Genomic DNA, 21,502 nt, shown 5'->3' on the forward strand with positions numbered 1-21,502 from the left:
AGCTTGCGCCTGTGAATAGCATTTGCGTCGTTGTGTGCGGCACAAAGAACAGAAAAGAGGTTTTGACTCATGACAGATAAACGCAAAGATGGTTCGGGCAAACTGTTGTACTGCTCTTTTTGCGGCAAAAGCCAGCACGAAGTACGCAAACTGATTGCCGGCCCATCCGTGTATATCTGCGACGAGTGTGTCGATCTGTGTAACGACATCATTCGCGAAGAGATTAAAGAAGTAGCGCCGCATCGTGAACGTAGCGCGCTACCGACACCGCATGAAATCCGTGCTCATCTGGATGACTACGTCATCGGGCAGGAGCAGGCGAAAAAAGTCCTCGCGGTCGCGGTATATAACCACTACAAACGTCTGCGCAATGGCGACAGCTCCAACGGTGTTGAGCTGGGTAAAAGTAACATTCTGCTGATCGGTCCGACCGGTAGCGGTAAAACCCTGCTGGCTGAAACCCTGGCGCGTCTGCTGGACGTTCCCTTCACCATGGCCGATGCCACTACGCTGACCGAAGCCGGTTACGTCGGTGAAGACGTTGAAAACATCATTCAGAAACTGCTGCAGAAGTGCGATTACGACGTACAGAAAGCCCAGCGCGGCATCGTATACATTGATGAGATTGATAAGATCTCCCGCAAGTCCGACAACCCGTCGATTACGCGCGACGTATCCGGTGAAGGCGTTCAGCAGGCGCTGCTCAAGCTGATTGAAGGCACCGTTGCCGCCGTACCCCCGCAGGGGGGCCGTAAGCATCCGCAGCAGGAGTTCCTGCAGGTTGATACCTCTAAGATCCTGTTTATCTGTGGCGGTGCGTTTGCCGGTCTGGATAAAGTCATCGCTAACCGCGTTGAAACCGGTTCGGGTATTGGCTTTGGCGCAACAGTAAAAGCGCAGTCTCAGAAAGCGAATGAAGGCGAGCTGCTGGCGCAGGTTGAACCGGAAGATCTGATCAAGTTTGGTCTGATCCCGGAGTTCATCGGTCGTCTGCCGGTGGTTGCCACCCTGAACGAGCTGAGTGAAGAGGCGCTGATCCAGATCCTGAAAGAGCCGAAAAACGCCCTTACCAAGCAGTATCAGGCGCTGTTCAATCTGGAAGGTGTGGAGCTGGAGTTCCGCGACGAAGCGCTGAATGCTATCGCTAAAAAAGCAATGGCGCGTAAAACCGGCGCGCGCGGCCTGCGTTCTATCGTAGAGGGCGCACTGCTCGACACGATGTACGATCTGCCGTCGATGGAAGAAGTGGAAAAAGTGGTGATTGACGACTCCGTGATCGCCGGGCAGTCCGAGCCGTTGCTCATCTACGGCAAACCCGAAGCTCAGCAGGCATCCGGCGAATAATTCGCCAATTCATACAGCCAGTTAATACAAAAATGGGGAGTTTAGCTCCCCATTTATTTTTCCTTCATTCCTGCCGTTGAATACTCGCGATACATCCCCATATACTGATTTACTTGTTAGCGGCGGCATGAGATGTCATGTGCGCTCCATAACCTGGCGGACACTAAACTAAGAGAGAGCTCTATGAATCCTGAGCGTTCTGAACGCATTGAAATCCCCGTATTGCCGCTGCGCGATGTGGTGGTTTATCCGCACATGGTCATCCCCCTGTTTGTGGGACGGGAAAAATCAATCCGTTGCCTCGAAGCGGCTATGGATCATGATAAAAAAATCATGCTGGTCGCCCAGAAAGAAGCGTCAACGGATGAGCCGGGCGTGAATGATCTTTTCACCGTCGGGACCGTGGCGTCTATTTTGCAGATGCTGAAACTGCCGGACGGCACCGTTAAAGTGCTGGTTGAAGGCTTACAGCGCGCGCGCATTACCACACTTTCAGACGACGGCGAGCACTTCAGTGCGAAAGCCGAATACCTTGAATCGCCGGCAATTGAAGAGCGCGAGCAGGAAGTGCTGGTGCGTACCGCTATCAGCCAGTTTGAAGGCTACATCAAACTCAACAAAAAAATCCCGCCTGAAGTGCTGACGTCGCTGAACAGCATCGACGATCCTGCCCGTCTGGCTGATACCATCGCTGCCCATATGCCGCTGAAACTCGCCGACAAACAGTCGGTGCTGGAGATGTCCGACGTCAACGAGCGTCTGGAATATCTGATGGCCATGATGGAGTCAGAAATCGATCTGCTGCAGGTTGAGAAACGCATTCGCAACCGTGTGAAAAAGCAGATGGAGAAGAGCCAGCGCGAGTACTACCTGAATGAGCAAATGAAAGCCATTCAGAAAGAGCTGGGCGAGATGGAAGATGCGCCGGACGAAAACGAAGCGCTGAAGCGTAAGATCGACGCGGCCAAAATGCCGAAAGAGGCCAAAGAAAAGGCCGAAGCCGAGCTGCAAAAATTAAAAATGATGTCGCCGATGTCTGCGGAAGCAACCGTGGTGCGCGGCTACATTGAGTGGATGGTGCAGGTTCCGTGGAATGCGCGCAGCAAGGTCAAAAAAGACCTGCGTCAGGCCCAGGAAATCCTTGATACCGACCACTACGGCCTGGAGCGTGTGAAAGACCGCATCCTCGAATACCTCGCAGTCCAGAGCCGCGTTAACAAAATCAAAGGGCCGATCCTGTGCCTGGTAGGGCCGCCGGGGGTGGGTAAAACCTCTCTGGGTCAGTCCATTGCCAAAGCCACCGGGCGTAAATACATCCGTATGGCGCTGGGCGGCGTGCGCGATGAAGCGGAAATCCGCGGTCACCGTCGTACTTACATCGGTTCTATGCCGGGTAAACTGATCCAGAAGATGGCGAAAGTGGGGGTGAAAAACCCGCTGTTCCTGCTGGATGAGATCGACAAAATGTCCTCGGACATGCGCGGCGACCCGGCTTCTGCACTGCTGGAAGTGTTGGATCCGGAACAGAACGTGGCGTTTAACGATCACTACCTGGAAGTGGACTACGATCTGAGCGACGTGATGTTTGTCGCCACCTCGAACTCCATGAATATCCCGGCACCGCTGCTGGATCGTATGGAAGTGATTCGCCTGTCCGGCTACACCGAAGACGAAAAGCTGAACATCGCTAAACAGCACCTGCTGCCGAAGCAGATTGAGCGTAACGCGCTGAAAGCAAATGAACTGACGGTAGACGACAGCGCCATCGTCGGCATCATTCGTTACTACACCCGTGAAGCGGGCGTGCGTAGCCTTGAGCGTGAGATCTCCAAACTGTGCCGTAAGGCGGTTAAACAGTTGCTGCTGGAAAAATCCAGTCAGCACATTGAGATCAACGGCGACAACCTGAAAGACTACCTCGGCGTGCAGCGCTTCGACTACGGTCGTGCCGACAGCGAAAATCGCGTGGGTCAGGTGACCGGCCTGGCGTGGACCGAAGTGGGTGGCGATCTGCTGACCATCGAAACCGCGTGCGTACCGGGCAAAGGCAAGCTGACTTATACCGGCTCGCTGGGCGAAGTCATGCAGGAGTCTATTCAGGCGGCGCTGACCGTGGTCCGTGCGCGCGCTGAAAAACTCGGCATCAACGGCGACTTCTACGAAAAACGTGACATTCACGTTCACGTTCCGGAAGGCGCTACGCCGAAAGATGGTCCGAGTGCGGGTATCGCTATGTGTACCGCGCTGGTCTCCTGCCTGACCGGTAACCCGGTTCGTGCCGATGTTGCCATGACTGGTGAGATCACGCTGCGCGGTCAGGTTCTGCCAATTGGCGGCCTGAAAGAGAAGCTGCTGGCAGCGCACCGCGGCGGCATCAAAACCGTGCTGATCCCTTACGAAAACAAGCGCGATCTGGAAGAGATTCCGGATAACGTAATTGCCGACCTGGCAATTCACCCGGTGAAACGTATCGAAGAGGTGCTGACCCTGGCGCTGCAGAACGAGCCGTCGGGTATGCAGGTGGTCACCGCGAAATAGTGACCTGACGCAAAAGGCATCAATAAAAACGATGCTGGCAGGTGAAATCTCACTTGCCAGCATTTTTTTGTGCCGCTAATTTATGTGGCGGCCAGGCCGGGTTTAATCTTTTCCTGGTGTTGTAAGGGCATGAGAGGCCTGCTATAACTGCTCCGCGGTCGCGCTGTGATGGGTACAGACGCGATATATATAATAAAGTGAGGAAGAGAAGAGTGAATAAATCTCAACTGATAGACAAAATTGCCGCAGGTGCTGATATTTCCAAGGCTGCGGCTGGACGTGCGTTAGATGCGTGGATTGCTTCTGTTACTGAATCTCTGAAAGCCGGAGACGATGTAGCCCTGGTTGGTTTTGGTACTTTTGCTGTTCGTGAACGTGCTGCCCGCACTGGCCGCAACCCACAGACTGGTAAAGAGATCACTATCGCAGCCGCAAAAGTTCCGGGTTTCCGTGCTGGTAAAGCGCTGAAAGACGCGGTGAACTAAACCACTTTCCTCACACGAGGCAAGTTACTGACGAGGGCGCATCATCTGATGTGCCTTTTTTATTGCCTGAATAAGACTTTCTGCACGATGTGGGCTGACATTTGCCCCGGTTTCTTGTCACAATAGCTTTTTTGCGCGCAGCGGCAGCCCTGCTCTTTGCAGGGTGGACGGTTGTTGTGCGGGATTACAGTCACCTACAGCGGAGTGTTGTTACACCATGATGGACAATTTACGCGCGTCGGCTAACCACGTCGTGCTCAAAATCATTCTGGGTTTGATTATCGTGTCATTCATTCTGACTGGCGTGGGTAACTACCTGATTGGCGGTAACACGAACTATGCCGCAAAAGTGAACGGCCAGGAGATTGACCGCGCCCGGTTTGAAGGCGAAGTCGCCCGCGAACGTACCCGTCTGCAAAACCAGCTTGGCGAGCAGTTCTCGGTGCTGGCAGCGGATGAAAACTTTATGAAATCCCGACGCCAGCAGGTGCTTAATCAGCTGATCGACCAGACCCTGCTGGACCAGTACGCCAAAGAGCTGGGCCTCGGCATCAGCGATGAGCAGATCAAAAAGGCTATCTTCAGTACGCCGATGTTCCAGAATAACGGTAAGTTCGACAATGAGCGTTTCACCTCGCTGTTGGCAGCTAACCAGATGACACCGGATACCTACGCGCAGGGTCTGCGCAACCAGTTGCTGAACCAACAGGTTGTGAATGCGGTACTGGGCACCGACTTTACCCTCAAAGGCGAAGCCGATGAGATTGCCGCCCTGGTGTCTCAGCAGCGCGTCATGCGCCAGGCCACTATTGACGTGAAAGCCCTGGCAGCGAAGCAGCAGGCGAGCGAAGAAGAAGTTAACGCTTACTATACCCAGCATAAAAATGATTACCTGACCCCGGAACAGTATCGCGTCAGCTATATCAAGCTGGATGCCGCAGAGATGGCCCAGCCAGCTACCGACGCCGACATTCAGGCTTATTACGATGAGCATAAGGATGAGTTCACCACCCCGGCTCGTCATCGCTACAGCGTGATTCAGACCAAAACTGAAGAGCAGGCACAGCAGGTGCTGGACGCTCTGAAAAAAGGCGGTGATTTCGCCGCGCTGGCCAAAGAAAAATCTACCGATATCATCTCCGCGCGCAACGGCGGCGATATGGGCTGGCTGGAAGAATCTACCACCCCTGACGAACTCAAAAACGCCGGTCTGAAAGACAAAGGCCAGCTCTCAGGCGTGATTACTTCCTCTGTCGGCTTCCTGGTAGCCCGTCTTGACGATACCCAGCCGGCGCAGGTTAAACCGCTGAACGACGTACGCGATGCCGTCACGGCAAAAGTGAAGCAGGATAAAGCCCTGGACGCTTACTTTGCGCTGCAGCAGAAGGTGAGTGAAGCCGCCAGCAATGACAACACTTCTCTGCAGGCTGCCGAGCAGGTTGCGGGCGTGAAAGCGGTGCAGACCGGCTGGTTCAGCCGCGATCAGCTGCCGGAAGAGCTGAACTTCAAGCCGGTTTCCGATGCGGTGTTCGGCGGCGCGCTGCTTGGTTCCAACGGCGCTCCGGGTAACAACTCCGACATCATCACGGTGGAAGGCGATCGTGCGTTCGTGCTGCGTATTACCGATCACAAAGCCGAAGCGGCGAAACCGCTGGACGAAGTGCGCGACCAGGTAACCGAAACCGTCAAGCTGAACAAAGCGCAGCAGCAGGCGAAGCAGGATGCACAGAAACTGCTGAGCGCACTGCAAACCGGCAAAGGTGATGAGGCAATGAAAGCCGCTAACCTGAGCTTTGGCGAGGCGAAAACCGTCGGTCGTAATGCCGGTGACCCGGTAAGCCAGGCGGCATTCAACCTGCCGATGCCAGCTAAAGGCAAGGCGAGCTACGGCGTAGCGGACGATGCGCAGGGCAACGTCGTCCTGCTGGCGCTGGATGAAGTACGCAGCGGCACCATGCCAGAAGAGCAGAAGAAAGCCATGACTCAGGGCCTTGCCCAGAACAATGCTTCTATTGCTTTCGACGCTCTGATGCAGAACCTGCGTAAAGAAGCCAAAATCAAATATGGCGACATGGCCGATCCGCAACAATAACGAGACGCCTCGCACGTTTTGTGCAAGCTGATGCAACACCCAAAGGCCGCTTTCGCGGCCTTTTCCATTTCTGAAATCTGCCTTTTGCCCCGTCTCGTTGCCTTCGCTATCGTGACCGTGCTGTCAACAAACAAGGAGATACAGCATGAAACGAGGAATCAACGCATTTTTACTCTCGCTGGCAATGATGATGGGCACCGTCGGCTATACGGCTCACGCAGCGCCGTCTGCGGCAAAAAACGAAGCGACGCAAACGCGCCCTGAATCTTCAGGCGGCGCGCAGGCGAGTAAGTCGCAGACAGCGCAGGATAGCGTCCTGAAAGCGAGTGAAGAGGGGGTAAATATCAACACCGCCACCGCAGATGAACTGGCACAGGCTCTCAACGGCGTGGGCGGTAAGAAAGCGCAGGCCATCATCAGCTATCGCGAAGAGTTTGGTCCCTTTAAATCGATAGACGATCTCAAGCAGGTGCCTGGGATGGGCGATGCACTGGTGGAGCGTAACCGGGCCTGGATCAAACTCTGACTGACGCGCCTTGCAGAGTTGCCATACTTTGCCAGGCTAGAGAGGTCATACCAGTTGTATGACCTCTGACCCTATTACAACAACAGGAAGGTTTGGCGCTATGCAGACGCAGATTAAAGTTCGCGGTTACCATCTCGATGTTTATCAGCACGTCAACAATGCCCGGTATCTTGAGTTTCTCGAAGAGGCGCGCTGGGCGGGGCTGGAAAACAGCGAAAGCTTCCACTGGATGATGGCGCGCAATATTGCCTTCGTGGTGGTGAATATCAATATCAACTACCGCCGTCCGGCGCTGCTGGGCGATCTGCTGACTATCCGCAGCTCGGTACAGCAGCTGAACGGCAAGAGCGGTGTGCTGAGCCAGATCGTCACGCGTGAATCAGAGAGTGATGTGGTAGCCGATGCGCTGATCACCTTTGTCTGTATCGATCTCAAGACCCAGAAGGCGTTGCCACTGGAAGGCGAGCTGCGTGAAAAACTGGAGCTGATGGTCGCCTGAACCGCCGCCTCGCCTGTGTTATTGCCCTGGCGCTTCTATACTTCACTGTTCTTTCAGGCGATTTTTCAGGCAGAGGAGCGGTATGCGAATTCATCATCTGAACTGCGGCTGTATGTGTCCACTGGGCGGCGCGCTGTATGACGGTTTCAGCAAGGGAGTGCATGCGCACCTTATCTGTCACTGTCTGCTGATTGAAACCGATCGTGACGGGCTGGTGCTGGTGGATACCGGTTTCGGCGAGCAGGATATCACGTCGCCGACGCGTAGATTGCCCGGTTTCTTTCGTCTGCTGAACAATATCCAGTACCGTCGCGAGCTGACTGCGCTGCATCAGATCCAGCAGCTTGGCTTTCAGGCTGCTGACGTCAGGCATATTATCCTGACCCATCTCGACTTCGACCATGCCGGTGGTATCACGGATTTCCCGCAGGCGCGGCTCCACGTCATGCAGGATGAAATCGCCACGGCAAAGGCGCAGCGCACCTGGCTCGATCGTCGGCGCTACGCTGACAGCCAGTGGCGAACACAAGATGGCTGGCACGGTTACGCTCCTGGCGGTGAGTCGTGGTTTGGTTTTGACGCGGTACGCGACCTGCACGGGCTGCCGCCGGAAATTCTGCTGATCCCGCTGCCGGGCCACACGCCAGGCCATGCGGGGGTTGCCGTTCAGCATGCGGATGGCTGGCTACTGCACGGCGGTGATGCCTGGTTCTATCGCGGAGAAATGGAGCCGCAGTACCGCTGCACGCCGGGGCTGCGTTTTTATCAGTGGATGATGGAAAAGGACAGGCAGGCGAGGCTGGAAAATCAGCAGCGGCTACGCGCGCTGGCGCAGCAGCAGCAAGCAGGGCTCACGCTGTTTTGCAGTCATGATGCAAAAGAGTATGAGCGCCTGCTGCATCGTTAGGACTATTTCAGGCCGGTTTTTTGCTTCAGGGCCGCCATCACGCCAGGCTTGTCGGCCAGATAGTGGTTGAGGCCGTTGGCGCGCAGGTTGCAGGCGGCGCACTGTCCGCAGCCATCGCCTTTGATGCCGTTGTAGCAGGTCAGCGTCTCTGCGCGCACGGTATCAAGTTTGCCCCAGTAATCTGCCAGCGCCCAGGTTTCCGCTTTGTCGAGCCACATCAGCGGCGTCTCAAAGCGCACATCCCGGGCCATGCCAAGGCTGACCGCATGGTTCAGCGCCTTGACGAACTCATCGCGGCAGTCCGGGTAGCCGGAGAAATCAGTTTCACATACCCCGGTGATCACCGCTTCGGCCTGCACCTGGTAGGCGTAAATCGCCACCAGGGTGAGGAACAGAATGTTGCGGCCCGGCACAAAGGTGTTCGGGATACCGCTGGCATCAGGCTCGTAATCCGGCACCGGAATGCTGTCGCGCGTCAGGCTGCTGACTGCAAGCTCATTGAGCAGAGTAACATCCAGCACTTTATGGGCGCGGGCACCCAGCGCTGTCGCCAGTTCACGCGCCACATCGATTTCGGCACGGTGGCGTTGTCCATAGTCAAAGGTGACGCAATGCACTTCATCATACTGCTGAAGTGCCTGAATCAGGCAGGTAGTGGAATCCTGGCCTCCGCTAAAGACCACGACGGCACGTTTCATAATCGTTCCTGTTGTTGACGGAAATGGCCGCTATGGTAACGCCCCTGCGTCGCGTCCTCCAGCTCCTTCACCGATTTCCGGCGGCGGCAGCCAGGCGCGAGTGAAATCAAACCACCCCCAGGCATTGAGATGAATGCCGTTGACGCCGGGCGGAGCGCTGATCTGGTAGCGGTAGTTGAACAGTGGGGTGAGACGGGCCTCCTCCATCAGCGTTGCCAGCACCGCTTTGAGTCCGGCGTTGCGCTGTTCCAGCTGCGGGTGATGCTGCACCTTATCCAGCGTGGTCTGCAGCTGGTTATAGTCTGCCTCGCTGAGCAACCGGGGCCACAGCACGTCGCTGCGCAACCACTGCTCAAGCGTATATTCCGGCGCTTCGCCAATCAGCCTGTCGCCCATCACCAGATCGGCGCTGGCAAGCTGCTCGCAGCCTGCCCAGTTTTTGGCATTGTGAAAAATGACCGTCAGCTCGCAGCCGAGGCGGGCGAAGCTGGCTTTAAGCTGCGTGGCCATGGTGTGCAGCTCGCCGGGAAGATGGTAAACCAGCGTCAGGCGCGGCGGCAGCGCTTCGCTCCGCTCTGGCCAATGCGGAAGAGGAAGCCCCGGCAGCATCTCGTGGCTTGGCGTGATGAGGTTTTCCTCCAGCGGCAGGGTATGCAGCATGCCGCTGGTATGCACCGTCTGCATAATGCGTTGCGCCTGTGGCCTGCTGAGGCGCGCATTCTGCCGAATGGCGAGATAGCAAAATCCGAGGCTGATACTGGTGCTGATAGGGCGCAGCGCGGTCAGTTCGTCCGGATCGCCAACCGCGATCTGCGCCGGGTGACGACAGCTGGTGCCCATCTCGCGCTCAAACAGCTGAGGCGTGATCCAGTATTCAATGGCCTTCAGCAACGGGTGCTCCAGATGCCAGGCGTCATGGCTCTCCAGCCGCACGCGATCCGGCCTGAAGACCGTCAGCCGGAAGGGGCCGCTGCCCAGCAGCTCATCGTCAGGGTGCGCAAGGCGGCTACAGTAGCTGGCCAGCCGCCAGGGAAGCCAGTAATCAGGGTGATGAAGATAAAACGTCAGGCAGCGGGCGTGGGTGACCTCAATCCGTTTCACGCTGGCGAACAGCCGCGCCAGCGCCGGGTCGTTCAGCAGCAGCTGTAAGCGCTGCTGAAGCTGCCGGGTTTCGATGCGCTCACCGTTGTGCCAGTGCAGGGTGGAGCGGATATAAAAATGCCAGACGCCGCCGTCGGCGCTGGTCTGCCAGTGGTGCGCCAGATCGCCCTGCGGCTGCGGGTTATCGGCGACAAAGCGCGTCAGCCCGGAAAAGAGCTGTCCGGCAAGGTGTTGTTCGGCCCTTCCGGCGACAAAACCTGGCGTCACGGGCTCCAGCGAGCGGTAATAAGGAATACGCAGCGTCGGGGCATCATTCTGCCACTGGCCACCCAGAAATGGATGCAGCAGGTGGCGCAGCTGCTCCGGTGCCAGCTGCGTCAGCTCCAGGGCATGTTGCGGCTGCGCGCCTTTCAGCATCTCTTCGAGCAGGCTGCTGCGCAGGGCGTCAGGGGAGACGTGAAACGTCAGGGTGGCGCGCTTGCCGCGCCCGGACTGCGCCTGCCAGCTCAGCCAGCCCGCCTGCTGCGCCTGACGCAGCAGCGTGCGCATATGGCGCTCGCTGCAAAAACAGCGCGCCGCGAGTTCGGCGATGGTGACCTGCTGCGGTGCGCCACCAGAGGGCTGCCACAGACGCTGAAACTGATTGAGGCGGTTAACGAGGCGCATACAAAACCCGGAACGATTTTTTTCAAGTATTCCCTATTAGTTCCGTATATGCCAGGCAATACTTTTGCAGGTCTTTCACCCGCCGTAACCCCGGAGTAAGCATGGCCCGACTGGCTGCATTTGATATGGACGGCACGCTGTTAATGCCGGATCACCGTCTCGGCGAACAAACCCTCGCCACCCTGAAACGGCTGCGCGAGCGCGACATTACCCTGGCGTTTGCCACCGGGCGTCATGCGCTGGAGATGCGTCAACTGCTGGGAAATCTGGCGCTCGATGCGTACCTTATCACCGGCAACGGCACGCGCATTCATACCCTGGAAGGCGACGTACTGCACGAGCAGGACCTGGCGCCGGCGGTCGCGGAAGCGGTGCTGCATGGTGAGTGGGAGACCACCGCGAGCGTGCACGTTTTCAACGATCGCGGCTGGTTCACCGACAAGCCGTTACCCTGGCTGCTGGTGGCCCACGGCATGAGCGGGTTTAGCTATCAGATTGCCGATCTGCAACGCCTGCCGTCGGATGAAGTAACCAAAATCTGTTTTGTCGGTGAGCATGCTGACCTGGAGCGGCTGCGCCTGCAGCTTAGCGAGGCGCTGGGCGACAGCGCGCACCTGTGCTTTTCAGCGTTTGAGTGTCTGGAAGTACTGCCGCCGGGCTGTAACAAAGGGGCGGCGCTAAGGGTACTGAGCAGTCATCTCGGGCTGACCCTGGCCGAGTGTATGGCGTTCGGCGACGCCATGAATGACCACGAGATGCTGTCGCTGGTCGGGCATGGCCTGATTATGGGCAACGCCATGCCGCAACTGATTTCGGCACTGCCGCATCTGCAGGTGATTGGTCACTGTCAGACGCAGGCAGTTTCACACTATTTATCGCATTGGCTGGACCATTCTGACCTTCCTTATTCCCCCGAATAGAGGAGGCCCTTCCAGCAAGCCGGGTAACCCCCGGCTTTTTTTATCGGTTCAGCTGCGCAATGGCATCGCGCCAGCCGCTGATGTCGCCAAACTGTCGCGCCACCCACTCTGGATTGTAAAAGGTATCAAGATAGCGCTCACCGCTGTCACACAGCAGCGTGACGATTGATCCGCGTTTGCCCTCGTCGCGCATCCGCGCCGCGAGCTGAAGTACGCCCCACATGTTCGTCCCGGTCGACGCGCCCACTTTGCGGCCCAGCAGCCCTTCCAGCCAGCCCAGCGTGGCGACGGAGGCCGCATCCGGCACGCGCAGCATTTCATCAATCACATCGGCGATAAACGACGGTTCGACGCGCGGGCGACCAATGCCTTCAATCCGGCTACCCACCTGGCTTTTCAGCGTCGGATCGCGATGCTGCCAGTAATCCATAAATACCGAGTTTTCCGGATCCACCACCATCAGCTTCGTGGCGTGTCCCTGATAGCGCAGGTAGCGACCAATGGTCGCGGAGGTGCCGCCGGTTCCGGCGCTCATCACGATGTAATCCGGTACCGGATGCGGCTCGTGCGACATCTGGCGGAAAATGCTCTCGGCGATATTATTGTTACCGCGCCAGTCGGTGGCCCGCTCGGCGTAGGTAAACTGATCCATATAGTGGCCGCGCAGCTCGCGGGCCAGCATTTCAGAAGCGTCATAAATCTCACACGCGCTGTCGACAAAATGGCAGCGTCCTCCGTAGAAGGCGATCTGCTCGATCTTGCGCTTTGCCGTGCAGGACGGCATCACGGCGATAAACGGCAGGCCGAGCAGTCGGGCAAAATAGGCCTCCGATACCGCCGTCGAGCCGGATGAGGATTCAACGATAGTGGTGTCTTCATTGATCCAGCCGTTGCTCAGGCCATACAGGAACAGCGAGCGGGCAAGACGGTGCTTCAGGCTGCCGGTAGGATGGGTGCTCTCATCCTTCAGGTAGATGTTGATCCCCGGAAACGCCGGCAGCGTCAGGCGAATCAGATGGGTATCCGCCGAGCGCTGAAAGTCGGCATTAATTTCGTTGATAGCGTGGTTTACGAAGGCGCGATTCATGGTGGCGATCCGTTTGTCATTTTGTGCCTAGCGTACAGGAAGGCACGGAAAAAATAATTGCCATTTCGCCTGTGAATTTCGCACTATGGGGAAAGATTTTCTCCGTGAGGCGGCTATGATAGATAAAATTGACCGTAAATTGCTTTCGTTGTTGCAGGAGGACTGCACGCTCTCTTTGCAGGCGCTGGCGGATGCCGTTAATCTGACGACCACCCCGTGCTGGAAGCGGCTGAAGCGGCTCGAAGATGAAGGCATCATTCGTGGGCGCGTGGCGCTGCTCAGCGGCGAAAAACTGGGGCTGGGGTTAACCGCGTTTATGCTGATCAAAACCCAGCAGCACAGCAGCGCCTGGTACAGCCAGTTTGTCGGTGTGGTCGCGCAGATGCCCGAGGTGCTCGGCTTCTGGCGCATGGCGGGCGAGTACGACTACCTGATGCAGGTGCAGGTTGCCGATATGAAGCGCTACGACGACTTCTATAAGCGACTGGTAAACAGCGTGCCGGGCCTGTCTGATGTGACCTCAAGCTTTGCGATGGAGCAGATCAAGTACACCACGGCACTGCCGATAGACGCTGCGTAACGGCTGTTTTTATTCTCATTTTTGACATACTTCGTGCTCAGACTAGAATCAAACGTCCTGAGCACCCGCAGGACCACCCATCTGTTATTGATTGTTGAATTACCCAACCAGGAAATCACCGCGTGCGATTATTTGCTCAGTTAAGCTGGTACTTCACCCGGGAGTGGCGTCGCTACCTTGGGGCTGTCCTCCTGCTTATCCTCATTGCCATTCTCCAGCTGGTGCCGCCAAAAGTGGTCGGTATCGTCGTGGACGGCATTACCCAACAGCACTACTCAAAGGCCTGGCTGATGAAGTGGGTGGGGCTGCTGGTGGCGATTGCCGTGGTGGTTTATCTGTTGCGCTACGTCTGGCGCGTGCTGCTGTTTGGTGCCTCCTACCAGCTCGCGGTCGAGCTGCGCGAAGACTTTTACCGCCAGCTCAGCCGTCAACATCCTGAATTTTACCTGCGTCACCGCACCGGCGACCTGATGGCGCGCGCCACCAACGACGTTGACCGCGTGGTGTTCGCCGCCGGGGAAGGGGTGTTAACCCTGGTGGATTCCCTGGTGATGGGCTGCGTGGTGCTGGTGGTGATGTCTACCCAGATTAGCTGGCAGCTGACGCTGCTGGCACTGCTGCCGATGCCGATTATGGCTATCATCATTAAGCGCTACGGCGACCAGCTGCACAACCGCTTCAAGCTGGCCCAGGCGGCGTTTTCGTCGCTCAACGATCGCACCCAGGAGAGCCTGACCAGCATCCGCATGATCAAAGCGTTTGGCCTGGAAGATCGTCAGTCGGCGCTGTTTGCTGCCGATGCGCAGGATACCGGCGCGAAAAACATGCGCGTGGCGCGCGTCGATGCCCGTTTCGACCCCACTATTTACATCGCCATCGGTATGGCGAACCTGCTGGCCATCGGCGGCGGCAGCTGGATGGTAGTCAACGATACCCTGACCCTCGGCGAGCTCACCAGTTTTACCATGTACCTCGGGCTGATGATCTGGCCGATGCTGGCCCTGGCGTGGATGTTTAACATCGTCGAGCGCGGCAGCGCGGCCTATACGCGCATTCGCGACATGCTGGCCGAAGCGCCGGTGGTGAGCGACGGCAGCGAGCCGGTGCCGGAAGGGCGGGGCACGCTTAGCGTTGCCATCAACAATTTTGTTTATCCCCAGGCGGCGAAGCCGACGCTGAGCGCGGTGCACTTTACCCTTCAGCCGGGGCAGATGCTGGGCCTGTGCGGCCCGACCGGTGCGGGGAAAACTACCGTACTGTCACTGATCCAGCGCCATTTTGACGTTGGTGACGGCGCAATCTGCTTTAGCGATATTCCGCTGCCGCGTCTGCAGCTCAACGCCTGGCGCGGTCGCCTGGCGGTAGTGAACCAGACCCCGTTCCTGTTCTCCGATACCGTGGCGAACAACATCGCACTCGGCAGGCCGGGGGCCAGCCAGGCGGAGATTGAGCAGGTGGCGAAGCTCGCCAGCGTGCATGAAGATATTCTGCGCCTGCCCCAGGGGTATGACACCGAAGTGGGCGAGCGCGGCGTGATGCTTTCCGGCGGACAGAAGCAGCGCCTCTCGATTGCGCGCGCGCTGCTGCTGGAGGCGGAAATCCTTATCCTCGACGATGCGCTGTCGGCGGTGGATGGCCGCACCGAACATCAGATCCTGCACAACCTGCGCCAGTGGGGCGAGGGGCGCACCATCATTATCAGCGCCCACCGGCTGTCCGCCCTGACCGAAGCCAGTGAACTTCTGGTGCTGCAACATGGGCAGATTGCCCAGCGCGGTGACCACGACAGCCTCGCCGCTCAGCCGGGCTGGTATCGGGATATGTACCGTTACCAGCAGCTGGAAGCGGCGCTGGATGACGAGCCGGAAACGGACGACGACGATGACAAGGAGGCGCACCATGCGTGAGACGCCGAAGCCGGTCAAGGTATGGCCGACGCTCAAGCGCCTGCTGGCGTACGGTTCGCCGTGGCGTAAGCAGATCTACATCGCCGTGCTGATGCTGTGGATTGCCGCTGCGGCAGAAGTGAGCGGCCCGGCGCTGATCAGCTACTTCATCGATAACATGGTAGCGAAAGAGTATATGCCGCTGGGTCTGCTGGCCGGGATGGCATTCGCCTACATCTGCCTGCAGCTGCTGGCGGCGGGGCTGCACTACTGGCAGTCGCTGCTGTTCAACCAGGCGGCGGTCGGCGTGGTGCAGCAGCTGCGCACCGACGCGATGGACGCAGCGCTGCGCCAGCCGCTCAGCGCCTTCGATACCCAGCCGGTGGGGCAGCTGATCTCACGGGTGACCAACGATACCGAGGTGATCCGCGATCTCTATGTGATGGTGGTGGCTACGGTGCTGCGCAGCGCCGCGCTGGTGGGCGCGATGCTGGTCGCGATGTTCAGCCTCGACTGGCGCATGGCGCTGGTGGCGATTGCGATCTTCCCGGCGGTGATGATCGTGATGGTGATCTACCAGCGCTACAGCACGCCGATCGTGCGTCGGATGCGTGCCTACCTGGCGGACATCAATGACGGTTTCAACGAAGTGATCAACGGCATGGGTGTCATCCAGCAGTTCCGCCAGCAGGCGCGCTTCGGGGAACGCATGGGGCAGGCGAGCCGCTCGCACTACACCGCCCGTATGCAGACCCTGCGGCTGGACGGTTTCCTGCTGCGCCCGCTGCTCAGCCTGTTTTCGGCGCTGGTGCTGTGCGGCCTGCTGATGCTGTTCGGCTTCAGCCCCGAAGGCACCATTGAAGTCGGTGTGCTGTATGCGTTTATCAGCTACCTCGGGCGGCTGAACGAACCGCTGATCGAACTCACCACCCAGCAGTCGATGCTGCAACAGGCGGTCGTCGCCGGGGAGCGCGTGTTCGAACTGATGGACCGTCCGCGTCAGGAGTACGGCAGCGATGATCGTCCGCTGACCAGCGGCGATATTGCTATTGACCATGTGTCGTTTGCCTATCGCGAAGATCGTCTGGTACTGCAGGATATCGATCTGCACATTCCGTCGCGCAGCTTCGTGGCGTTGGTCGGGCATACCGGCAGCGGGAAAAGTACCCTCGCCAGTCTGTTGATGGGTTACTACCCGCTAACCGAAGGGGAGATCCGTCTCGACGGGCGGCCTCTGGCCGGGCTGAGCCACGCCGCGCTGCGTCACGGTGTCGCGATGGTGCAGCAAGACCCGGTGGTGATGGCCGACTCCTTCTTTGCCAATGTGACCCTCGGGCGCGACATCAGCGAAGAGAAAGTATGGGAAGTGCTGGAGACGGTGCAGCTCGCCGGGCTGGCGCGCAGCATGAGCGACGGCATCCATACGCGTCTGGGTGAGCAGGGCAATAACCTGTCGGTCGGCCAGAAACAGCTGCTGGCGATGGCTCGCGTGCTGGTGGAGACCCCGCAGATCCTGATCCTTGATGAGGCGACCGCCAACATCGACTCCGGCACCGAGCAAGCGATCTCCCTGGCACTGGCGGCGGTACGCCAGCGCACCACGCTGGTGGTGATCGCCCATCGTCTGTCGACTATCGTCGAAGCCGATACCATCCTCGTGCTGCATCGCGGCCAGGCAGTGGAGCGCGGCTCCCATGCCGACCTGCTGGCGCAGCAGGGGCGCTACTGGCAGATGTATCAGCTGCAGCTGGCCGGCGAAGAGCTGCAAGCGGCCAGCCGCGACGAGCCGGCTACCGCCTGATGCACTAAAACAACGCACTGCGGCGGCAGGTTGTTGCCGTGGTGCAAAATTGCAACGCACCATGCACTCTGATGGTGCGTTTTTTTATGCCCGCACTGTGCCGCTCCCTTTTTCCCGCCCGGCCCGCACTGACACACCCTTACATTCCGCCTTAGCGTTAACAATCACCTCCGGTTTCGATTTCTGGCACGGCGCTTGCTTTATCCCTCTCGTGTTCGCTGCGGCAATTGCCCAATTCTGAGTGGAGGGGATCTATGAAGCTGGTTACCGTGGTAATCAAACCGTTCAAGCTGGAAGACGTGCGTGAAGCGCTCTCGTCGATTGGTATTCAGGGACTGACCGTGACTGAAGTAAAAGGCTTTGGTCGCCAGAAGGGCCATGCCGAGCTGTACCGCGGTGCGGAGTACAGCGTCAACTTCCTGCCTAAGGTGAAGATTGATGTGGCTATCGCAGACGATCAGCTGGATGAAGTGATTGATATTATTAGTAAAGCAGCCTACACCGGCAAAATTGGCGACGGCAAAATTTTTGTTGCCGAACTGCAACGCGTTATCCGTATTCGCACCGGCGAGTCGGATGAAGCCGCCCTGTAATCGTTAAGCCTCTCGTGACAGGAATGATGAAAATGAAAAAAGTAGCCATGAAATTAGGGCTTAGCGCGCTGGCACTGCTGCCGGGTATTGCGCTGGCTGCACCAGCAGTGGCGGATAAAGCCGACAACGCCTTTATGATGATTTGCACCGCCCTGGTACTGTTTATGACGATCCCGGGCATTGCGCTGTTTTACGGCGGTCTGATCCGCGGTAAAAACGTACTCTCGATGCTGACTCAGGTCACCGTCACCTTCGCGCTGGTATGCGTACTGTGGGTGGTCTACGGCTACTCGCTGGCCTTCGGCAGCGGCAATAACTTCTTCGGCAGCTTCGACTGGACGATGCTGAAAGGCATTGAAATCACGGCGCTGATGGGCAGCTTCTATCAGTACATCCATGTCGCTTTCCAGGGCTCTTTTGCCTGCATTACCGTGGGCCTGATCGTCGGTGCACTGGCAGAACGTATTCGCTTCTCGGCGGTGCTGATTTTCGTGGTGGTGTGGCTGACGCTCTCCTACATCCCGATTGCGCACATGGTCTGGGGCGGCGGTCTGCTGGCTTCCCACGGCGCGCTGGACTTCGCTGGCGGCACCGTGGTGCACATTAACGCCGCGGTAGCGGGCCTGGTGGGTGCCTACATGATTGGCAAACGCGTCGGCTTCGGCAAAGAAGCGTTCAAACCGCACAACCTGCCGATGGTGTTTATCGGTACGGCAATCCTCTACGTCGGCTGGTTTGGTTTCAACGCCGGTTCTGCCAGCGCTGCCAATGAAATCGCTGGCCTGGCGTTTGTGAATACCGTAGTAGCAACCGCTGCGGCGATCCTTGCCTGGGTCTTCGGCGAGTGGGCGCTGCGCGGCAAACCGTCGCTGCTGGGTGCCTGTTCCGGTGCCATTGCCGGTCTGGTGGGCGTGACGCCGGCCTGTGGCTACATCGGTGTTGGCGGGGCGCTGATCGTCGGTATCGCGGCGGGTCTGGCAGGGCTGTGGGGCGTGACTATGCTGAAACGCTGGCTGCGCGTCGATGATCCATGCGATGTGTTCGGCGTACACGGCGTGTGCGGCATCGTGGGCTGCGTGCTGACCGGCTTCTTTGCGTCCACTTCCCTGGGCGGCGTGGGCTATGCGGAAGGGGTGACCATGGGCCATCAGGTGCTGGTACAGCTGGAAAGCATCGGCCTCACTATCGTCTGGTCCGGCGTGGTGGCCTTCATCGGCTATAAACTGGCAGACATGACCGTTGGTCTGCGCGTTCCGGAAGACCAGGAGCGTGAAGGGCTGGACGTCAACAGCCACGGCGAGAACGCCTACAACGCCTGATTTTTTGAGTATCTCCTGAGCCTCAAACCTCCCGCATGCGGGAGGTTTTTTTTGGCAGGTATGCAACGGTGTTTACGGTATGTAGGGCGGGTAAGCCTGCGCACCCACTGTCGGTGAAACAGAAAAGGTGGGTGCGTGAGAACAGGGTCAGGGCTAGCTGCGCTTGCGCATTACCCCTTCCTGCACCGTTGAGGCCACCAGCACGCCATCCTGGGTATAGAACTCGCCGCGCACAAAACCGCGCGCGCTGGAGGCCGAGGTGCTCTCCACGCTGTAGAGCAGCCACTCGTTGATGTTGAACGGGCGGTGGAACCACATCGAATGATCGATGGTCGCTACCTGCATGCCCGGCTCCAGGAAGCCGATGCCGTGCGGCTGCAGCGCCACCGGCAGGAAATTAAAGTCTGAAGCGTAACCAAGCAGGTACTGATGCACCCGCAGATCGTCCGGCACGCTGCCATTCGCCCGCAGCCACACCTGGCGCGCCGGCTCGGCGGTATGGCCTTTGAGCGGGTTGTGAAACTCCACCGGGCGGATCTCCAGCGGCTTGTCGCTCAGGAACTTCTCGGCGGCCTGAGGCGGCAGGAGGTGCGCCAGCTTACGCGCGATGTCAGTCTCCGACGGCAGCCCGTCCGGCGACGGCGCAGACGGCATGGTTTTCTGGTGCTCAAAGCCCGGCTCGGGAGCCTGGAACGAGGCCGTCATGTAGAAGATAGGCTTACCATTCTGTACCGCGGCGACACGGCGGGCGCTGAAGCTGTTGCCGTCGCGCAGCACTTCCACGTCGTAAACGATAGGTTTCTGGCTGTCGCCAGGGCGCAGGAAGTAGCTGTGGAACGAGTGCACCAGACGCTCGGCGGGGACAGTTTCTTTCGCCGCATACAGCGCCTGGCCAACGACCTGACCGCCAAATACCTGGCGCAGCCCCAGATCTTCACTCTGGCCTCGAAACAGGCCTTCCTCAATTTTTTCCAGATTCAGTAACGCCAGAAGGTTGTTCAGTGCCTGACTCATACATTTCCTCAATAACAACGGGGCAGCGCTGTGCCGGTAATTACCGCTGAGTATAACCTGGTTTATGAAGTGGTCCGATGGGTGCATTTGTCTGAATGGCGGGGCGTTTCCAGGCAGAATCGGGTGATCTATGCCACACTTAGCACGTTATGTTGTTGTGACCACACACTCTGGTGGGAGTACTTCCCGCTGGTGCATTGAAGATAAGGAGAACTCAATGAAACTCGTGCACGTATTAAGTGGTGTAGCGGTTGCCGTAGCGCTCGCTGGTTGCGCGCAAGACAAAAGCGCAGATATCCAGACTCCCGCGCTGAACCCGAATACCGCCGGGGTTAACACCCAGCCTGTCATCAAGCAGCCGAATGTATCTGGTACCGTATGGATCCGTCAGAAAGTGGCTCTGCCACCGGATGCGGCGCTCACCGTGACGCTGTCGGATGCTTCCGTAGCCGATCAGCCGTCGAAAGTGCTGGCGCAGCGGGTAGTGCGTACCGAGGGCAAACAGGCACCGTTCAGCTTTGAACTGCCGTTTAACCCGTCTGACGTACAGCCGAACGCCCGTATCCTGCTGAGTGCGGCGATCACCATTGATGACAAACTGGTGTTCATCACCGATACCGTGAAACCGGTAATTAATCAGGGCGGCACTAAAGCTGACCTGACGCTGGTTCCGGTGCAGCAGACCGCAGTTCCGGTAAACCAGAGCGGCGGCGCGGCGACCACCGTACCATCGACTTCACCGACGCAGGTTAACCCGTCGTCTGCCGTTCCGGCACCGACGAACTTCTGATGACCCGCATACTGACTCCGGCACGCCGGGGTCAGTAGTTCCAGCGATAGCGCTGCATATCGATTTGCCCACTCCCGCTCACTTCCACACCTTCAGATAACAGCGCCTGGCGCTGACGCTGCAGATCCGGCCCGGTCAGGGAAATCGCACCGTGGCGATTCACCACCCGATGCCACGGCAGCTGGCTCCCCTCCGGCAGACGCTTCAGCACGCCACCCACCTGACGCGCCGCGCGCGGCGATCCCGCCAGCCTTGCCACCTCGCCATAGGTGGTGACGAATCCTTTCGGAATCGCGGCCACAATCTGGTAAATGCGCTGCGGGAAAGTGTCCTGATTGTCCATAAGCGTCTCCTTTTTAGCGTGCTTGCAAGGATAGATGTAGCCTGAGCACGTGAAAAGGGATGATTAGCTGAGCGTTTTTGCAGTATCGAACAAGAAACCAGCACCCGGTTGTGGTCGGGTTGCAATTGCCGGGGGTTATAAGGATAATGCCGCCTGCGCGTTGATACTCAACGCTCTCAATGGGGGCCCTGTTGGTTCTCCCGCAACGCTACTCTGTTCACCAGGTCAGGTCCGGAAGGAAGCAGCCAGGGCAGATGACGTGTGTGCCGGGATGTAGCTGGCAGGGCCCCCACCCAATTCTGGCTCCCGCCTT

The 21,502-nt window shown here is 58.3% G+C and carries 19 protein-coding genes and 1 other RNA gene; 15 read left to right on the top strand and 5 right to left on the bottom strand.

All coding sequences use genetic code 11. The annotated features are described in order from the left end of the window. The first annotated feature begins 69 nt into the window (after nucleotides 1-69). The 7 genes from clpX to ET34_RS0117725 all read left to right on the top strand — a co-directional run bounded on the left by clpX (nucleotide 70) and on the right by ET34_RS0117725 (nucleotide 8,391). Entirely contained in the window at nucleotides 70-1,344 is a 1,275-nt protein-coding gene (gene clpX / locus ET34_RS0117695) for an ATP-dependent protease ATP-binding subunit ClpX (RefSeq protein WP_031524299.1), read from the top strand. Between the two features lie 183 nt (nucleotides 1,345-1,527). Then, the gene (gene lon, locus ET34_RS0117700; RefSeq protein ID WP_031524301.1) at nucleotides 1,528-3,882 is read left to right on the top strand and encodes an endopeptidase La; all 2,355 of its coding nucleotides are present in this window, start codon (nucleotides 1,528-1,530) and stop codon (nucleotides 3,880-3,882) included. 197 nt (nucleotides 3,883-4,079) lie between these two features. Next, the gene (gene hupB, locus ET34_RS0117705; RefSeq protein ID WP_264385554.1) at nucleotides 4,080-4,367 is read left to right on the top strand and encodes a nucleoid-associated protein HU-beta; all 288 of its coding nucleotides are present in this window, start codon (nucleotides 4,080-4,082) and stop codon (nucleotides 4,365-4,367) included. 217 nt (nucleotides 4,368-4,584) lie between these two features. After that, nucleotides 4,585-6,459 carry a peptidylprolyl isomerase gene (gene ppiD, locus ET34_RS0117710; RefSeq protein WP_031524303.1) on the top strand — a complete coding sequence of 625 codons (1,875 nt, stop codon included), beginning with the start codon at nucleotides 4,585-4,587 and terminating at the stop codon, nucleotides 6,457-6,459. Nucleotides 6,460-6,604: 145 nt separating this feature from the next. Further along, the gene (locus ET34_RS0117715; protein ID WP_031524304.1) at nucleotides 6,605-6,985 is read left to right on the top strand and encodes a ComEA family DNA-binding protein; all 381 of its coding nucleotides are present in this window, start codon (nucleotides 6,605-6,607) and stop codon (nucleotides 6,983-6,985) included. Nucleotides 6,986-7,085: 100 nt separating this feature from the next. Then, on the top strand, nucleotides 7,086-7,484 hold the full coding sequence (locus ET34_RS0117720) for a YbgC/FadM family acyl-CoA thioesterase (RefSeq protein WP_031524306.1): 399 nt from the start codon (nucleotides 7,086-7,088) through the stop codon (nucleotides 7,482-7,484). A gap of 82 nt (nucleotides 7,485-7,566) precedes the next feature. Continuing rightward, nucleotides 7,567-8,391: an MBL fold metallo-hydrolase gene (locus ET34_RS0117725; protein WP_031524308.1), complete on the top strand. Its 825-nt coding sequence runs from the start codon at nucleotides 7,567-7,569 to the stop codon at nucleotides 8,389-8,391. Nucleotides 8,392-8,393: 2 nt separating this feature from the next. On the opposite strand, the gene queC is transcribed toward ET34_RS0117725, so the two are convergent. Both queC and ET34_RS0117735 read right to left on the bottom strand, forming a co-directional pair. Beyond that, complete coding sequence (queC, locus tag ET34_RS0117730) at nucleotides 8,394-9,089, bottom strand: 7-cyano-7-deazaguanine synthase QueC (RefSeq protein ID WP_031524309.1); 696 nt, start codon at nucleotides 9,087-9,089, stop codon at nucleotides 8,394-8,396. A gap of 30 nt (nucleotides 9,090-9,119) precedes the next feature. Further along, entirely contained in the window at nucleotides 9,120-10,856 is a 1,737-nt protein-coding gene (locus tag ET34_RS0117735) for an SgrR family transcriptional regulator (RefSeq protein WP_051640569.1), read from the bottom strand. Nucleotides 10,857-10,957: 101 nt separating this feature from the next. On the opposite strand from ET34_RS0117735, the gene cof reads away from it, so the two are divergent. Beyond that, complete coding sequence (gene cof, locus ET34_RS0117740; RefSeq protein ID WP_031524312.1) at nucleotides 10,958-11,776, top strand: HMP-PP phosphatase; 819 nt, start codon at nucleotides 10,958-10,960, stop codon at nucleotides 11,774-11,776. Between the two features lie 40 nt (nucleotides 11,777-11,816). Here cof and ET34_RS0117745 read toward each other — a convergent pair whose 3' ends face one another. After that, nucleotides 11,817-12,863 carry a PLP-dependent cysteine synthase family protein gene (locus ET34_RS0117745; protein WP_031524314.1) on the bottom strand — a complete coding sequence of 349 codons (1,047 nt, stop codon included), beginning with the start codon at nucleotides 12,861-12,863 and terminating at the stop codon, nucleotides 11,817-11,819. A gap of 115 nt (nucleotides 12,864-12,978) precedes the next feature. On the opposite strand from ET34_RS0117745, the gene ET34_RS0117750 reads away from it, so the two are divergent. From ET34_RS0117750 to amtB, 5 genes are all read left to right on the top strand, one after another. Further along, nucleotides 12,979-13,443, top strand: a complete 465-nt coding sequence (locus ET34_RS0117750; protein ID WP_031524316.1) for an Lrp/AsnC family transcriptional regulator — start codon at nucleotides 12,979-12,981, stop codon at nucleotides 13,441-13,443. Between the two features lie 122 nt (nucleotides 13,444-13,565). Then, nucleotides 13,566-15,350: a SmdA family multidrug ABC transporter permease/ATP-binding protein gene (locus ET34_RS0117755; RefSeq protein ID WP_031524318.1), complete on the top strand. Its 1,785-nt coding sequence runs from the start codon at nucleotides 13,566-13,568 to the stop codon at nucleotides 15,348-15,350. Next, a complete protein-coding gene (locus ET34_RS0117760; protein ID WP_031524320.1) occupies nucleotides 15,343-17,130 on the top strand; it encodes a SmdB family multidrug efflux ABC transporter permease/ATP-binding protein in 1,788 nt (595 codons plus the stop codon). Before ET34_RS0117755 ends, ET34_RS0117760 begins: the two co-directional genes overlap by 8 nt. A 254-nt stretch (nucleotides 17,131-17,384) precedes the next feature. Then, nucleotides 17,385-17,723: a P-II family nitrogen regulator gene (glnK, locus tag ET34_RS0117765; RefSeq protein ID WP_031524322.1), complete on the top strand. Its 339-nt coding sequence runs from the start codon at nucleotides 17,385-17,387 to the stop codon at nucleotides 17,721-17,723. 32 nt (nucleotides 17,724-17,755) lie between these two features. Continuing rightward, nucleotides 17,756-19,042 (top strand): ammonium transporter AmtB, encoded by a 1,287-nt coding sequence (amtB, locus tag ET34_RS0117770; RefSeq protein WP_031524324.1) that lies wholly within the window; start codon nucleotides 17,756-17,758, stop codon nucleotides 19,040-19,042. 153 nt (nucleotides 19,043-19,195) lie between these two features. Here amtB and tesB read toward each other — a convergent pair whose 3' ends face one another. Then, nucleotides 19,196-20,056, bottom strand: a complete 861-nt coding sequence (gene tesB, locus ET34_RS0117775; protein ID WP_031524325.1) for an acyl-CoA thioesterase II — start codon at nucleotides 20,054-20,056, stop codon at nucleotides 19,196-19,198. Between the two features lie 217 nt (nucleotides 20,057-20,273). On the opposite strand from tesB, the gene ET34_RS0117780 reads away from it, so the two are divergent. Then, nucleotides 20,274-20,846: a YbaY family lipoprotein gene (locus ET34_RS0117780; RefSeq protein WP_031524327.1), complete on the top strand. Its 573-nt coding sequence runs from the start codon at nucleotides 20,274-20,276 to the stop codon at nucleotides 20,844-20,846. A gap of 31 nt (nucleotides 20,847-20,877) precedes the next feature. Here ET34_RS0117780 and ET34_RS0117785 read toward each other — a convergent pair whose 3' ends face one another. Further along, complete coding sequence (locus tag ET34_RS0117785; RefSeq protein ID WP_031524329.1) at nucleotides 20,878-21,189, bottom strand: MGMT family protein; 312 nt, start codon at nucleotides 21,187-21,189, stop codon at nucleotides 20,878-20,880. A 189-nt stretch (nucleotides 21,190-21,378) separates the two neighbouring features. On the opposite strand from ET34_RS0117785, the gene ffs reads away from it, so the two are divergent. Then, nucleotides 21,379-21,475, top strand: an RNA gene (gene ffs / locus ET34_RS22120) — signal recognition particle sRNA small type. Nucleotides 21,476-21,502: the final 27 nt, after the last annotated feature.

It is taken from the genome of Siccibacter colletis (genome assembly GCF_000696575.1).
GTDB classification, from domain to species: Bacteria; Pseudomonadota; Gammaproteobacteria; order Enterobacterales; family Enterobacteriaceae; genus Siccibacter; species Siccibacter colletis.